Annotated in this window: 11 protein-coding genes; 8 read left to right on the top strand and 3 right to left on the bottom strand. The window is 46.7% G+C overall.

Features of this window, described 5'->3' with window-relative positions; genetic code table 11:
• The 8 genes from A8F97_RS08545 (at position 1) to A8F97_RS08515 (ending at position 9948) form a co-directional block, all read left to right on the top strand.
• Positions 1-1911, top strand: a complete 1911-nt coding sequence (locus A8F97_RS08545; RefSeq protein ID WP_025918997.1) for an ABC transporter ATP-binding protein — start codon at positions 1-3, stop codon at positions 1909-1911.
• A gap of 202 nt (positions 1912-2113) precedes the next feature.
• Positions 2114-3358, top strand: a complete 1245-nt coding sequence (pqiA, locus tag A8F97_RS08540) for a membrane integrity-associated transporter subunit PqiA (RefSeq protein WP_033072010.1) — start codon at positions 2114-2116, stop codon at positions 3356-3358.
• Positions 3318-4985: an intermembrane transport protein PqiB gene (gene pqiB, locus A8F97_RS08535; RefSeq protein WP_375154050.1), complete on the top strand. Its 1668-nt coding sequence runs from the start codon at positions 3318-3320 to the stop codon at positions 4983-4985. Before pqiA ends, pqiB begins: the two co-directional genes overlap by 41 nt.
• Positions 4985-5551, top strand: a complete 567-nt coding sequence (pqiC, locus tag A8F97_RS08530) for a membrane integrity-associated transporter subunit PqiC (protein WP_014699721.1) — start codon at positions 4985-4987, stop codon at positions 5549-5551. Before pqiB ends, pqiC begins: the two co-directional genes overlap by 1 nt.
• Positions 5552-5867: 316 nt before the next feature.
• Positions 5868-6035: a ribosome modulation factor gene (gene rmf / locus A8F97_RS23125; protein WP_010276992.1), complete on the top strand. Its 168-nt coding sequence runs from the start codon at positions 5868-5870 to the stop codon at positions 6033-6035.
• Positions 6036-6444: 409 nt separating this feature from the next.
• Positions 6445-8004, top strand: a complete 1560-nt coding sequence (locus tag A8F97_RS08525) for a methyl-accepting chemotaxis protein (protein WP_015730366.1) — start codon at positions 6445-6447, stop codon at positions 8002-8004.
• 694 nt (positions 8005-8698) lie between these two features.
• Positions 8699-9130, top strand: coding sequence for a MarR family winged helix-turn-helix transcriptional regulator (locus A8F97_RS08520; protein ID WP_033071389.1), 432 nt, complete (start codon positions 8699-8701; stop codon positions 9128-9130).
• Positions 9131-9198: 68 nt separating this feature from the next.
• Complete coding sequence (locus tag A8F97_RS08515) at positions 9199-9948, top strand: SDR family NAD(P)-dependent oxidoreductase (RefSeq protein WP_033071390.1); 750 nt, start codon at positions 9199-9201, stop codon at positions 9946-9948.
• Between the two features lie 234 nt (positions 9949-10182).
• On the opposite strand, the gene A8F97_RS08510 is transcribed toward A8F97_RS08515, so the two are convergent.
• From A8F97_RS08510 to A8F97_RS08500, 3 genes are all read right to left on the bottom strand, one after another.
• Positions 10183-11544: a lysozyme inhibitor LprI family protein gene (locus tag A8F97_RS08510; protein WP_220669736.1), complete on the bottom strand. Its 1362-nt coding sequence runs from the start codon at positions 11542-11544 to the stop codon at positions 10183-10185.
• 18 nt (positions 11545-11562) lie between these two features.
• Entirely contained in the window at positions 11563-12336 is a 774-nt protein-coding gene (locus A8F97_RS08505; protein WP_033071391.1) for a lysozyme inhibitor LprI family protein, read from the bottom strand.
• Positions 12337-12494: 158 nt separating this feature from the next.
• Entirely contained in the window at positions 12495-13550 is a 1056-nt protein-coding gene (locus A8F97_RS08500; RefSeq protein WP_033071392.1) for a hypothetical protein, read from the bottom strand.
• Between the last annotated feature and the right edge of the window lie 187 nt (positions 13551-13737).

The raw sequence follows: 13737 nt of genomic DNA, 5'->3' as shown, positions 1-13737 counted from the left end.
ATGTCTTTAATTAGTGTTTCAGGTGCATGGCTGTCGTTTAGCGATGCACCGCTGTTGGATAACACCGAACTCCATATCGAAGAGAATGAACGCGTTTGTCTGGTTGGGCGCAACGGTGCAGGTAAATCGACGCTACTGAAAATTCTTGCCAAAGAAATCCCGCTGGATGATGGCCGCATTACCTATGAACAGGATCTGATTGTCGCCCGTTTGCAGCAGGATCCACCGCGCGATGTTGCCGGTAGCGTGTTTGATTTTGTCGCTGAAGGGGTCGCTGCACAGGCGGGTTACCTGAAGGATTACCACGCCATGCTGCGCCTGGTAGAAAGCGATCCGAGTGAAAAGAACCTGAACCAGTTAGCTAAGTTGCAAGACGTTCTGGAGCATCAGGGGTTGTGGCAACTGGAAAGCCGTATTCATGAAGTACTGGAGCAGCTAGGTCTGTCCGCCGATGCACCGCTGGCTTCGCTTTCTGGTGGCTGGTTGCGTAAAGCGGCACTTGGCAGAGCGTTGGTAAGTTCGCCGCGCGTGCTGCTGCTGGATGAACCGACGAACCACTTGGATATCGAGACGATCGACTGGCTGGAAACCTTCTTGAAAACGTTCCAAGGCAGCATCGTCTTTATCTCCCATGACCGTTCATTTATTCGTAATATGGCGACCCGTATTGTCGATCTTGACCGCGGTAAACTGGTTTCCTGGCCGGGCAATTACGAGAAATATCTGGAAGGGAAAGAAGAAGCGCTGCGGGTTGAAGATCTACAAAATGCAGAGTTCGATCGCAAACTGGCGCAGGAAGAAGTGTGGATCCGCCAGGGCATCAAGGCTCGGCGTACACGTAATGAAGGACGCGTGCGGGCGCTGAAGGCAATGCGCCAGGATCGTGCGCAGCGTCGTGAAGTGATGGGCTCGGCGAAAATGCAGGTTGAAGAAGCTGCTCGCTCCGGCAAAATTGTGTTCGAGTTGGAAGATGTCAGCTATCAGATTGACAATAAGATACTGACGCGCAATTTCTCCGCTCAGGTACAGCGCGGTGACAAGATTGCGCTGGTGGGGCCGAATGGCTGTGGTAAAACCACGCTGCTGAAATTGATGTTAGGTGGGTTAGAGCCTGTCAGCGGACGTGTGCACTGCGGCACGAAGCTGGAGGTTGCCTATTTCGATCAGCACCGTGCTGAACTCGATCCAGAGCGCACGGTGATGGACAACCTGGCGGAAGGCAAGCAGGAAGTGATGGTCAACGGCCGCTCACGCCATGTGTTGGGCTACTTGCAGGACTTTCTGTTCCATCCAAAACGTGCGATGACGCCAGTAAAAGCGCTGTCCGGTGGCGAACGTAACCGTCTGCTGCTGGCACGTTTGTTCCTCAAGCCTAGCAACCTGTTGATTCTTGATGAACCGACCAACGATCTGGACGTGGAAACGTTGGAACTGCTGGAAGAATTGATCGAAAGCTATCAGGGAACCGTCCTGCTGGTCAGTCACGATCGTCAGTTCGTTGACAACTCGGTTACCGAATGCTGGATCTTTGAAGGCGATGGCAAAATTTCCCGCTTCGTTGGTGGATATTTCGATGCGCAACAGCAGCGCGCGACGACAACGCCACTGCGCACGACGACGGCTCCGGCAGCCGCCGCGCCAGTGGCGACAGCGAGCACCGCACCGTCAGCTAAACGAAGTGTCGGAAAATTAAGTTATAACCTTCAGCGCGAATTAGAGCAGTTACCGCTGCGTATTGAGCAACTGGAGCAGGAAATCGAGTCGCTGCAAGCGCAGATGAACGATGCCAGTTTCTTTAGCCGCCCGCATGATGAAACACAGTCGGTACTGACGGCACTGGCGGAAGCGGAAAGCGCGTTGGAGATCTGTTTCGCACGTTGGGAAGAGCTGGAAGCACAGAAAAACGGCTAATCTACGTTGTCTGTGTTATGTCATCAATACGGGAGGTTAACTCCCGTATTGATAGAAGATGTTTTTGGTCAGAAGCTGACGAGTTTGAAGGAGAGGGCGCGTGTGTACCCATCACGATCGGCATGACTGTAATCTTCAACGTGAGCATGGTCTTCACGATGAACGTAGTCCTGAACACGAACATCATCACCATGATGACTATATACTTTGCCCGCAGTGTGACCTGCTGGTGGAATTACCCATGTTGTCACACGGACAGAAGGCAGCCTGCCCACGCTGTAAAACTGTGCTAACCAGCCGTCAGGCGGAGCCGCGTAAACGGCCAGTTGGCTACGCGATAAGTGCCTTGTTTATGCTATTGCTGGCAAACCTTTTCCCCTTCGTTTCTATGCGCGTGGCGGGGATCACCAGCGAAATTACCCTGATACAGATTCCTAAAGTGATGGTGGCGGAAAACTACGCCAGCGTCGCGACGCTGTTTATGCTTTTTGTTCAATTAGTCCCCGCTTTCAGCATGGCGACTCTTATTCTGCTTTGCCTGCATGTATCGCTGCCGCTGCCATTGAAAAAGGGCATGGGCAAGATGTTGTTTCATCTTAAAAGTTGGGGCATGGCGGAGATTTTTCTGGCTGGTGTATTGGTCAGCTTTGTCAAACTGATGGCCTATGGTGACATTGGCATCGGCACCAGCTTTATGCCTTTTGTTCTGTTCTGTCTGCTACAACTGCTTGCCTTTCAAAGCCTCGATCGTCGCTGGTTGTGGAATGATGTTGTGTCGCCGCCCGCATTACCTGCACCACCGGTTTTGGGGAAAAGTGGGCTGTCGCAAGGGCTGCGTTCGTGCTCATGTTGCACTGCCATTCTGCCAGCCGGCCAGTTAATCTGCCCACGTTGTCACTCCCGCGGACATGCCCGTAAGAAACAGAGTCTGCAATGGACGCTGGCGCTGCTGATTACTTCGATAATGCTGTACATTCCCTCGAATCTGATGCCGATCATGGTGACCGAAGCTTTTGGCGATCGCATGGGATCGACGATCATGTCAGGCGTTATCCTGCTGTGGGGAATGGGATCTTATCCTGTTGCCTTGGTGATTTTTATCGCTAGCGTGATGGTGCCGACGCTAAAAATGCTGGCGTTAGGCTGGCTGTGCTGGCAGGCCAATGGTAAAACCAAAAAAACGGAAGACAGCGAGCGAATGCACGTCATCTATGAGATGGTTGAATTTGTTGGACGTTGGTCAATGATTGATGTGTTCGTAATTGCGGTACTGTCTGCGATGGTGCGCATTGGTCGTCTGATGAGTATTTATCCCGCCATTGGGGCGGTACTGTTCGCGGCCGTGGTGATTCTGACCATGTTTGCTGCGATGATGTTTGATCCCCGTTTGCTGTGGGATCGTCGCGATGATGTTCTTCATAAGGAGTCTTCCGTTGGCGAAAGATAATCATGCCGTTGCGGATGTAGAAACGATTAAACGCTGGTCGCCGGTCTGGATTGTGCCGATTGTCACCGTGCTGATCGGGGCCTGGATATTGTTTTACCATTTCAGCCACCAAGGGCCGCAAATTACGCTGATTACCAGCAACGCCGAAGGCATTGAAGCAGGTAAAACTGCTATCAAAAGCCGCAGCGTCGATGTTGGGGTGGTCGAAAGCGTTGTGTTGAGCGACGATCTTCACCGAGTGGAGATCAAAGCGCGTCTGCATGATGGTATGGATAAATTATTAAAACAGGACTCCGCTTTTTGGGTGGTGAAGCCACAAATTGGTCGGGAAGGGGTTTCTGGTCTGGGTACGTTGTTATCCGGTGCCTACATCGAACTACAACCCGGTGCTAATAAGGATGAGAAGCGCGAATTTACCCTGCTGGATGCGCCGCCGCTGGCCTCGCCGGATGCGAAAGGTATCAGGGTAATACTGGACAGCGAGCAATCCGGGCAGTTGAATGCGGGTGACCCGGTCCTGTTCCGTGGCTATCGGGTAGGGTCGGTAGAAACCAGTGAGTTCGATCCGAAAGCACGCAAGATGCGTTATCAACTGTTTATCTCAGCCCCGTATGACGGTCTGATCACCAGCAACGTCCGTTTCTGGAAAGACAGCGGCGTCGCATTTGATATGTCGGCACAAGGCATGCGTGTCGAAATGGGCTCGCTGACTACGCTGTTTAGCGGCGGCGTCAGCTTTGATGTCCCAGCGGGATGGGAACTGGGTGATGCGGCTAAGGCAATGGCGCAGTACCGACTCTTTGATAGCCAGCGCAGTATTCAGGACTCGCTGTATACCGAATATAAAGAGTATCTGCTGTTCTTTAGCGAATCGATCCGCGGTTTACAGGCCGGAGCACCGGTTGAATTCCGTGGTATTCGATTGGGGACGGTTGCTGAAGCGCCATTCTTCCCGAAAAATATGAAGCAGGAACTGGATGATGATTACCGCATTCCGGTACTGATTCGTATTGAACCCGATCGGTTCGAGAAGAAGATTGGCGGTTCGTTCGATTTTGAACAGCATTTGAAGCAAGCTCAACCGTTGGGGCTGCGTGCCTCGATGAAATCGGCTAACCTCCTGACCGGAGCGCTCTATATCGATCTCGATTTTTATCCACAAGAGAAAGGGGATAAAAAACTTTACGTTTTAGATGGTTACCCCATCCTGCCAACCATTGACGGTGGCCTATCACAGATTCAGCAGAAACTGATGGCGGTGCTGGATAAGGTGAATAACCTGCCGCTGAACCCGATGGTAAATGAAGCAACGAAGACGTTGACGGAAAGTCAGGCAACGCTACGTGAAATGCAAAAAACGTTGGCGACGTTGAATAAACTAACGTCCAGCAAAGCGATGCAGGATCTGCCGGAAGATATGCAAAAAACGCTGCTTGAATTGAATCGCAGCATGAAAGGCTTCCAACCTGGTTCGCCAGCATATAACAAAATGGTTGCAGATATGCAGCGGTTGGATCAGGTGCTACGGGAACTACAACCAGTGCTGCGGACCTTGAATGAGAAGAGTAATGCGTTGGTGTTTGAGGCTTCTGGTAATCAAGATCCTCAGCCGAAGAGGGCAAAATAATGATGAAAGTCTGGACGCTAGCTCTGGTGCTGGTATTAAGCGCCTGCAGTAGTAGCAATACGCAGAAAACGTACTATCAGCTACCAGTAATCGCGGATACCAACATTACGCAAACGGCTGTAACGCAGGGGCATCCGCTATGGGTTGAGCATGTCAGTGTAGCGGATTATCTCGTTAATACGGGTCTGGTCTATCAGACCAACGACGTGCAGTACGTCATTGCCAGCAATAACCTGTGGGCCAGCCCGTTGGATCAGCAATTACAGCAAGCGTTGGTGGCCAATTTGGGGCATAAACTGCCCGGTTGGGTTGTGACCACGCAACCGCAGGGAAGTGAGCAGGCTGTGCTGAACGTTTCTGTCACGGGCTTTCACGGCCGTTATGATGGCAACGTTGTCGTTCGTGGAGAATGGATGCTGACCTATCAGGGGAAAGTGCTTAAACGCCCCTTTAACGTGGTGCTGCCACAAACGGAAGATGGTTATGACGCGCTGGTAAGAACGTTAGCGCAAGGCTGGCAGCAGGTTTCTCAGTCGATTGCTCAGCAGGCCGGTGCGCTTAACTAAGTGTTACCGATGTTTGGCATTATCCGATCGTTGTTTGAAACAGCAACGACGCTAAAAGCCAAGGTTATAAAAATAAGGCCTCTAAAGATGTAATGCTGTGATTGCATTGCGTTTTTAGAGGTTTTTTATTGTTTTCAATTGGTTAGGTTTTTTCGCGCTTTAATGGGGAAAACTCCTATTTTGGATCACAAATATGACACTGGCGTGAATTTTGCGGCTTGACCTTTGGCGGCAGAATCGGTATTGATAGTCTGTGGTTGCTTATAAAGTAATCATTGTTTTCTTTCCACCAGATAAATAATGAGGGAAATAAGGCATGAAGAGACAGAAACGCGATCGCCTTGAACGGGCTCATTCACGTGGTTATCAAGCTGGTATTGTCGGTAGACCAAAGGAATTTTGTCCTTATCAATCAATTAATGCCCGGTCTTACTGGTTGGGAGGCTGGCGAAAAGCCATGGAGGACAGGGCTGTTACCGCTTAGCGCGCCTTGTCATTAGAGGGAACGCCTCCGCTTTTGCGGAGGCTTTTGTTTTTAAGGGGCCAAATACTCTGATTTTACCTCGCTCTGTTCATTCGACACAGAGATCAACTGACAGACGCGATTGATAAATACGATTAACAAATAACATGGCCGCGGATGACGGTCTGTGGCTTTGTTGCTGCTGTAACGTCGTTTGCGTACCTGTTTCGATTTCGACCATTTTCTTCATTTTTTTTTTCGTTATTACGCGAATATGGTTTTAAATTGAGCGAATAGGGTAATTATTCATTATTTATTGTTAAAAAATCTATCATTACTACCTGAATGGTATGGCTCAAGACGGCAATGTAGTGTAACTTTTTCTTCGGAATTTTCTGAAAAGAAGTTAGAGATTAGAGAGAAGAATACAGTGAAACTACGAACCAGAATTGCACTGCTATGCGGTACGACCTTGTTAGGGATGCTAATTTTATCTGCTGTGGCACTGAATACGCTTTATAACACGATGATGAGCGAGCGCACTGGCCAACTCTCTACGCTGGTGGAACTGGCTCATTCTGCGGCACAGAAAGCGTATGACCTGGAGAAAAGTGGTCAACTGTCGCGCGATGAAGCAGAGAAAGAAGCCAAGCGGGCGATAGCCAGTTTCCATCAAGGCGATCGCTATTTCTTCGTGCGCGGTTACACGAACGATGTGAACTATGTTCACCCTAACCCTAAGCGCGTTGGTATCGTCGATGCCAACGGCGGTAAAGAAGCCGGAGAACGCTACCGTGCTTCCCTGCAAGGCAAGACGATCGGTACCGTGATTGCCGAAGGGACGCGCCCTGGGCAGCAGAATAAGGTTGAGAAGCTCTATGCTGTCATCAAATTTGAGCCTTGGGACTGGACGATTGGCTACGGTGATTACATTGATGATATTCAGCAGACATTCTGGCGCAATGCGCTGATTCTGTTGTCTTTAGGGCTGGTGCTACTGTTAATTATTTCCGCATTTGCATGGAATATGTTGCGCACGCTGATGCGCCAGCTTGGTGGTGAGCCGCAGTACGCGGTTGATGTGGTACGCGAGATCGCGGAAGGCAACTTACGCGTTGATGTTGAAACGAAGCCGGGCGATCAAACCAGTATTCTTTACGCAATCCGTGCGATGCGCGACAACCTATCACATTTGGTTAATCAGGTTCGCAGCAGCACAAATTCCATTGCCACGGCGTCGACGCAGATCGCATCGGGTAACGGCGATTTGTCTGCGCGTACCGAATCGCAGGCCAGCGCATTAGAACAGACGGCTGCGGCTATGGAACAACTGACCGCAACGGTGAAACAGAACGCGGATAATGCGCGTTATGCAAATGAACTCGCCGTATCGGCATCGGATGTGGCCGTTCGCGGCGGTGACGTTGTCAGCCGGGTTGTCGTGACGATGGATTCGATCAGTCTATCATCGCGTAAAATTGTGGATATTATCGGCGTTATTGACAGCATTGCGTTCCAGACTAACATTCTGGCGCTGAATGCGGCGGTGGAAGCCGCTCGAGCCGGCGAACAAGGTCGGGGTTTCGCGGTGGTCGCGAGTGAAGTGCGCACGCTGGCACAGCGCTCGGCATCCGCCGCCAGAGAAATTAAAGGCTTGATTGATGATTCTGTCGCTAAGGTTGGAGAGGGCACGGATTTTGTGAAGCAGGCTGGCGATACCATGAATGAAGTTGTTGAGAGCGTACATCGCGTAACATCCATGATGGGCGAAATCAGCGTAGCGAGTGCAGAACAGCGTTCGGGCATTGAGCAGGTTAATCTCGCGATATCGCAGATGGATCAGAGTACCGAACAGAATGCGGCGTTGGTTGAAGAAGCATTAGCTGCGGCACATTCGTTGAATGAGCAGGCACAAGAACTGTCACGCACCGTTGAACAATTCCGCGTAGATGAATCCGCAGGCAGCTATCTGGCTCTTGGGGCAAGATAATTCGCACACAATAGCAGGGTTCGTGTATCAACGAACCTTGCCCATTTAACATTTTGTTAATTATATCGGGTTATTTTAACATACTATTTTATATGAAAATTGTGGCGCGGACTCTCCATTATTAATGAGTATGCGTCACAGTCGCCAATAATGTTATTGGCTTTTTTAATGAAACTTTCGCTCTCCACCTCTTCGATTCGTTAATAATGACGCTCACATTATTTCTATCCATTAGTATCCTTACTGTAGTGGCATAACCAATCTCTCGGTTATAAGCTAAGTAAAGTTTTTATTGTTAATAGCAGGACTTATAAACAGATAAAAATTCGTTTTTTCTTTATCCGTTCCTGGATCATTGTCGGGAAGGTTATTCTGAACTTCAATCATAGTTTTTATTCGCTGCTCATAATATTGCACGGGTTAGAATCCGGAGCACACGGCCATTACTTCAGATAAGTTCTCATTTCAAACGATGGCTATGTGTGATTGTTACACCGCTGTGGGCCACTGTCATTGGGCTGAGGGATCTACAGAGAGAATCTTATTACTTCCTCATAGCATCATGTGCATAGTTGGGTTATGATTTCCAAATGGAAACTATAATTACTTTTAATAGCCTTTAAAATAGAAATTTGATTTCATTTTGGAAATCATTTATCGTAAGGCCACGAGTTCATAGCGAAAGGGTAACGACATGTCTGAGGCCATTGATACACTAGAAACCGCTTTATCCCGATTACAGTGTGTTCTTGTCGCGCGTAGGGCTTACTACACGCCAGAAAAGGTGTCATGGGGGCAGTATGATATCCTTGAAGTATTGCGCTTAAATGGACCATCTACCCCTTCCACGTTAAGTGATAAATTGGGTATCACGCGAACAAGTATGTCAAAGTCGCTGAGAGTGCTCAAAGATCTGGGCTTCGTTACGCAAGATCAGGACGATATAGATCGTCGTGAGCAGAGAACTGTTATTTCTGAATCAGGAAGGGACTTCCTCTCGCGAGCGTCGACAGGCCATCATGATATGGCAAAATTAGTAACGGAAGTATTAACGCCCGGAGAGCAAGCTATTTATACCGAATTATGTAATAAAGTTAGCAGTGTGCTCGATCTTAGCCGTACTTAATTTTTCAGTCGACGAAAATAAAAACCATGTGATGCTTATTAATAACTTTCTATATAAGGAAATTAATAATGAATTTTGAAAATAAGGTGGCGATTGTAACGGGCAGTACCAATGGTATTGGTGAAACTATCGCGGATGTTTTACATGAGAACGGTGCTTATGTTGTTATCGCATCAAGAAATAAAGAACGGTCAGAAAAAAAAGCTTACGAGCTAGATAAAACGGGACAAGTTACTTTAGGTGTAGAATGCGATGTTGCGAACCCTATATCAGTGGAGCGGATGATTAATAGTGTAATGAAAAAATTTGGTGCGCTGCACTTAGCCGTGAATAATGCAGGGATCACAGGTGCGCATAATAAAAATATACCGAATCAGAGTATTGATGACTGGAACAGTGTTATTAATACCAGCCTGAGTGGTGTGTTTTATTGTTTAAAATATGAGATCCCTGCAATGTTAAAAAGTGGCGGAGGGTCAATCATTAATCTTTCCGCTGTTAATGGTTTGGTTGGTATTGTGGGATTAGCACCATATACGGTTGCCAAGCATGGTGTAATTGGACTAACGCAATCAGCCGCACTTGAATTTGCTGATAAAGGAATACGGGTGAATGCTGTTGCTCCAGGATATGTCGATACCCCCAGAATGAGGGAGGTTCCCGAAAACGTTCTTGAAGCGTTTAGTCATAGTCATCCAATGAAACGATTTGCTACAAGACGCGAGGTTGCTAATTTCGTTTCTTTTTTGTTGTCAGATATGGCCGGTTTCTGTACCGGTGGGGTATATCCTATCGATGGCGGTTATTTAGCACAGTAAAATGATAAATGATTTTTTTGTGATATAAAATAAATGTACTGTTGAATAAATTAGATGTTGATTCAGATTTACTGCGATCAATCTACTATGACCATGTACCATTTAGTACTTTGATTCTGACGAATAAGGTTGGGGAATATTTTTACTTCATAACTCCCCTCCGATGTGTGTAAAATTATCTCATCAACCACCACCTCTTTTAGCGGTGGTGGTTGATGAGATGAAGATATTTCTTTATTTACCTTCATCTATTTGTGATGTTGCGACATATATGTGATTCATTGAATCAAAGAGCATGAAAATATAATCTTTATTTTTGTAACGAGTAGCCGTTATTCTGTCTATTCGGCTTAATGGTGTAATATGCGTTAGCGTTTTTGTCTTTTGATTAATCCTCCAAACACCGGCCATGTCATGATGATTGACAAAATAACATGCATTATCGCTAGCACATGTTGGTTCCGAAAATAAAAACCACGTGTTTTTATTGTTATCATTTTCTTTTACTATTGTTTCAACGTCGCCATTTTTTTTGATGTAAAATAAACTGTCTGCAAAATGAGCATCATAAACAGTATAATCGTCGCGAGGGTTTTGCCTGTTAGGCTTGGGATAATGTAACGCGTAGTGCGCCGAATTATCTATTCCCACCCGACTGTTACACTCAACATCGCCACATTTACCTGTCCATGACCACGTTCCTTTCTTTGGATGTTTATTTCTGTATTGAGACAGTTCATCATCGGAAAGTATTTCAATTTTTTGCTGTGAGGCGGACCATTTTTTTAACGTAGGGTGCGGATTTTCATTGTTGATGAAGTAAATATTTCCGCGATCGTCAATGTCAAAACTATGTAGCTCATAATCAGAACCAGAATTTGGATTTTTTGGGGTTTTTTCATCACTACTGGTGTCTACAATAGTAACGTCACCTTGTTCTGATATCTGAACTAACTGCGACGTGTGAAAATAGGTATTTTTTCTGGAAATACTATCGTAAAGATGAATGCCATTATAATGTAGGATATAGAGATATACGTTTTTATCCGTTATAACACTACCTACAATTTTCTTTACTCGTGTATCGTTTTCTGTACCTGCATGGATTTTCTTCAGTTGTTCTAAAGTTTTTAAACGCTCATTATCGGTGTAGAAAGGTTTATAGACCCAATTTTCCGCTTGAAGAGAATACTCGGAGCCACTGAACGAGATTGAGTTTCCCTCAGACACATAGGGCATGGACTGAGTCATTCTAACTATCTTCAGAGAACTAGTAACGGTTCTGGCATCGCTGTAACGCTCAATATCTCGCAGTTGCGAGAGACGAAATTTGTATGAAGCAATTAAACACGATTCATCGGCACATTGATCACGTTGCTGCAACCAATTCCTTTCATCTTCATGAAGTCTTGCTGGGTTGATCTGTGACTTCTCTACCTGGCTATACCATTTGTTTAATGCAGTATCCAATTGCATTAATGGCTCAGAAGAACATATCTTTTTCTCCACATCGCTCTGTGCGACAGAACAAACTATTGCTTGAACTGCATTTGAAGCTATCAGTAAAAACAAAAATATTATTTTATTTCTTATCATTTTATTATCCCCAGAAATCTAATCAATTTTCCGTGCGCAGCTATTCTTATCAATCAGAAAATAAACTCGATTGTTCCTATATTGAAACTCCATTTCATTGACCTTTCCACTACCTGATGCGCATGGAATGATGATGTTTACGTCGTATCCTTGAGTGTCATCAAATATGGATAGTAATCCTTTCATTTTCTTATTATATGAAATTCTTATTTTATTATAGCCGCCAGCTTCCATGAAGAAAAATGCGCGAGGTAAATAGATAACCTGTGTGATTAACTCTGTCGTGGTATCTTTGACGGCCAGATACCCATTTGATTCACACCATGTTCCTTCAGAACACCCGGCTGCTGTCACATAAACATCTGCCAAATATGACCATTCAGGATAGGACAGATCGAACCGTATGTATCTTTTTTTAATGTTCATACTAAATTGAAAATTATCTATATCTGTACTTCTTGGCGTTTGTTGATACTCATTAATAATTTCTTGATAACTATCCTCCAGACATGTCGATACATTTTTTTCACGCGCGCAGGCATTTCTTGCAGAGAGGAAGGTTTTCTGCCTTATTTTCAGGTTCTCAGGCGGAATAATGGGATCGTTTTTTATACTAAAATACAAAGCGCTCATTTCTTCATCCAGAGAGGAGAGTTCGGGATGGTTGCATATTGTACGATCTATTTTTCCCTCTGCTTTCTTACAGTCGAAACTTGCAGCATTAACTGAACTGGCGAAAAAGAAGCTATGTATTATCCCTATACAGAGACTATAAAATGCAATATGGCGCATGATGTTATCCTTTTATCAGAGTGGCTATATCCTGCCGTTTTGTTGCACCCCGTCAAGGTTTCTTACCTAGTCATCACTATGGTATTGATTTACATCAAGATAGGTCAATATGAGTATGTGAGGATGACGGGTCAGGTGGTCTATGATGTCCCGCAGACTCAATGGGGGGGAGGCTCATCATTCACGCGGTTAAGGATCTTTTCCAGATTTTCCTCACAGTGATACTTATGCAAATAAGCTTTGACGTCTCGCGCCCAGGAGTCACCTTTACCGAGAACGGCCCGACTGTGAGTGGATGCATACAGATAGCGGGTATCATAGAGATTGATTAACGTCTGGTTGATCCCTTCAACACTGTATCCCGGATTCTTATGTTGTTGTTGCTCCAGCGCACGGAGAATGCGTTCCTGATGCTCAGGTTCAGGCGGAAACACCCGTTCATTGAGTTCGCTGAGTACCAAAAATAACGGCGGGATGCCTTCCTCTATCGCGGCTTGTAGACGGTAGTGGCCGTCAAGGATGACAAATGATGCCAACCCGGCGACATACCAGACCAAGACTGGCGGCAATGTGCCTTCACGACACTTTTTACGCCACCACTTCAGACGCCCTGTCTCGGTTTTTACCGCATAACGCCCTAACAGTAAGTTTCCGCCCCACCACCAGTCCACCAGACTCACTTTTTGCGGATTGGCTAAATCAGGGAAATCTTCGCCATAAAGCACCCAATCACATCCTATATTTCCAGTACGGGCTGGCGAATGGAAATGCCAGTTTTCGACGGTGGCTGTCTGTTTAACGGTATAGGGTGCGCTACGAGCGACGGATGCCATGGGTCTTAACAACCAGCGGCGTTCAGGAAGTAACGGTTCAGGCGTTCGCACCAACTGCCGAGCGAAATAGCGGCACCATTCGCTTACCCATGCCTGCTCGCCCTGTTTTTTCACTGCCTCCACCTCATGTGAGGTCACAGGAGATAATAAACCCTGCTGGTCAGGGTGGTCGGCATTAAACACCAACCAAACGCCAGAGTGATCTTTCAGCATTGAGGCCCAGAAAAGCGCTTCGCCCCGAACCTGTAGCGACATACGCCCATGGTGACCACTGAGCATCTCTATATTCTGTTTTGAAGGTGCTTGACCTTGAACGATCAGCTCTAGCCCTTGCCAGACGTTATTTCGATCAAGTAAATCTTTCCACCAATAGTGTGCCACTGGGTTCTCCGTGGTTTATTTGCAAATAGATTAAGGCAAACAAGATTCAACCATTCGGAATAACCGATGTCCAGCTTCGGCATTTTGGCTCAAAGGCTTCCTGTTTGAATTTGGGATAAAAACGGTGTCTGATCTGAGTAAAACGCAGCAGCAGGCCATACCGATGCGTTGACGAGCCCAAGGCTTC

It is taken from the genome of Pectobacterium parmentieri, from assembly GCF_001742145.1.
Classification (GTDB): Bacteria; Pseudomonadota; Gammaproteobacteria; order Enterobacterales; family Enterobacteriaceae; genus Pectobacterium; species Pectobacterium parmentieri.
This window is presented reverse-complemented; position numbering and strand designations above follow the sequence as displayed.

Excerpts from the sequence above, each read along its gene's own strand:
- A8F97_RS08545 (WP_025918997.1), top strand. The coding sequence starts at position 1 with ATGTCTTTAATTAGTGTTTCAGGTGCATGGCTGTCGTTTAGCGATGCA.
- pqiB (WP_375154050.1), top strand. The coding sequence starts at position 3,318 with ATGATGTTCTTCATAAGGAGTCTTCCGTTGGCGAAAGATAATCATGCC.
- pqiC (WP_014699721.1), top strand. The coding sequence starts at position 4,985 with ATGATGAAAGTCTGGACGCTAGCTCTGGTGCTGGTATTAAGCGCCTGC.
- rmf (WP_010276992.1), top strand. The coding sequence starts at position 5,868 with ATGAAGAGACAGAAACGCGATCGCCTTGAACGGGCTCATTCACGTGGT.
- A8F97_RS08520 (WP_033071389.1), top strand. The coding sequence starts at position 8,699 with ATGTCTGAGGCCATTGATACACTAGAAACCGCTTTATCCCGATTACAG.
- A8F97_RS08515 (WP_033071390.1), top strand. The coding sequence starts at position 9,199 with ATGAATTTTGAAAATAAGGTGGCGATTGTAACGGGCAGTACCAATGGT.
- A8F97_RS08510 (WP_220669736.1), bottom strand. The coding sequence starts at position 11,544 with ATGATAAGAAATAAAATAATATTTTTGTTTTTACTGATAGCTTCAAAT.
- A8F97_RS08505 (WP_033071391.1), bottom strand. The coding sequence starts at position 12,336 with ATGCGCCATATTGCATTTTATAGTCTCTGTATAGGGATAATACATAGC.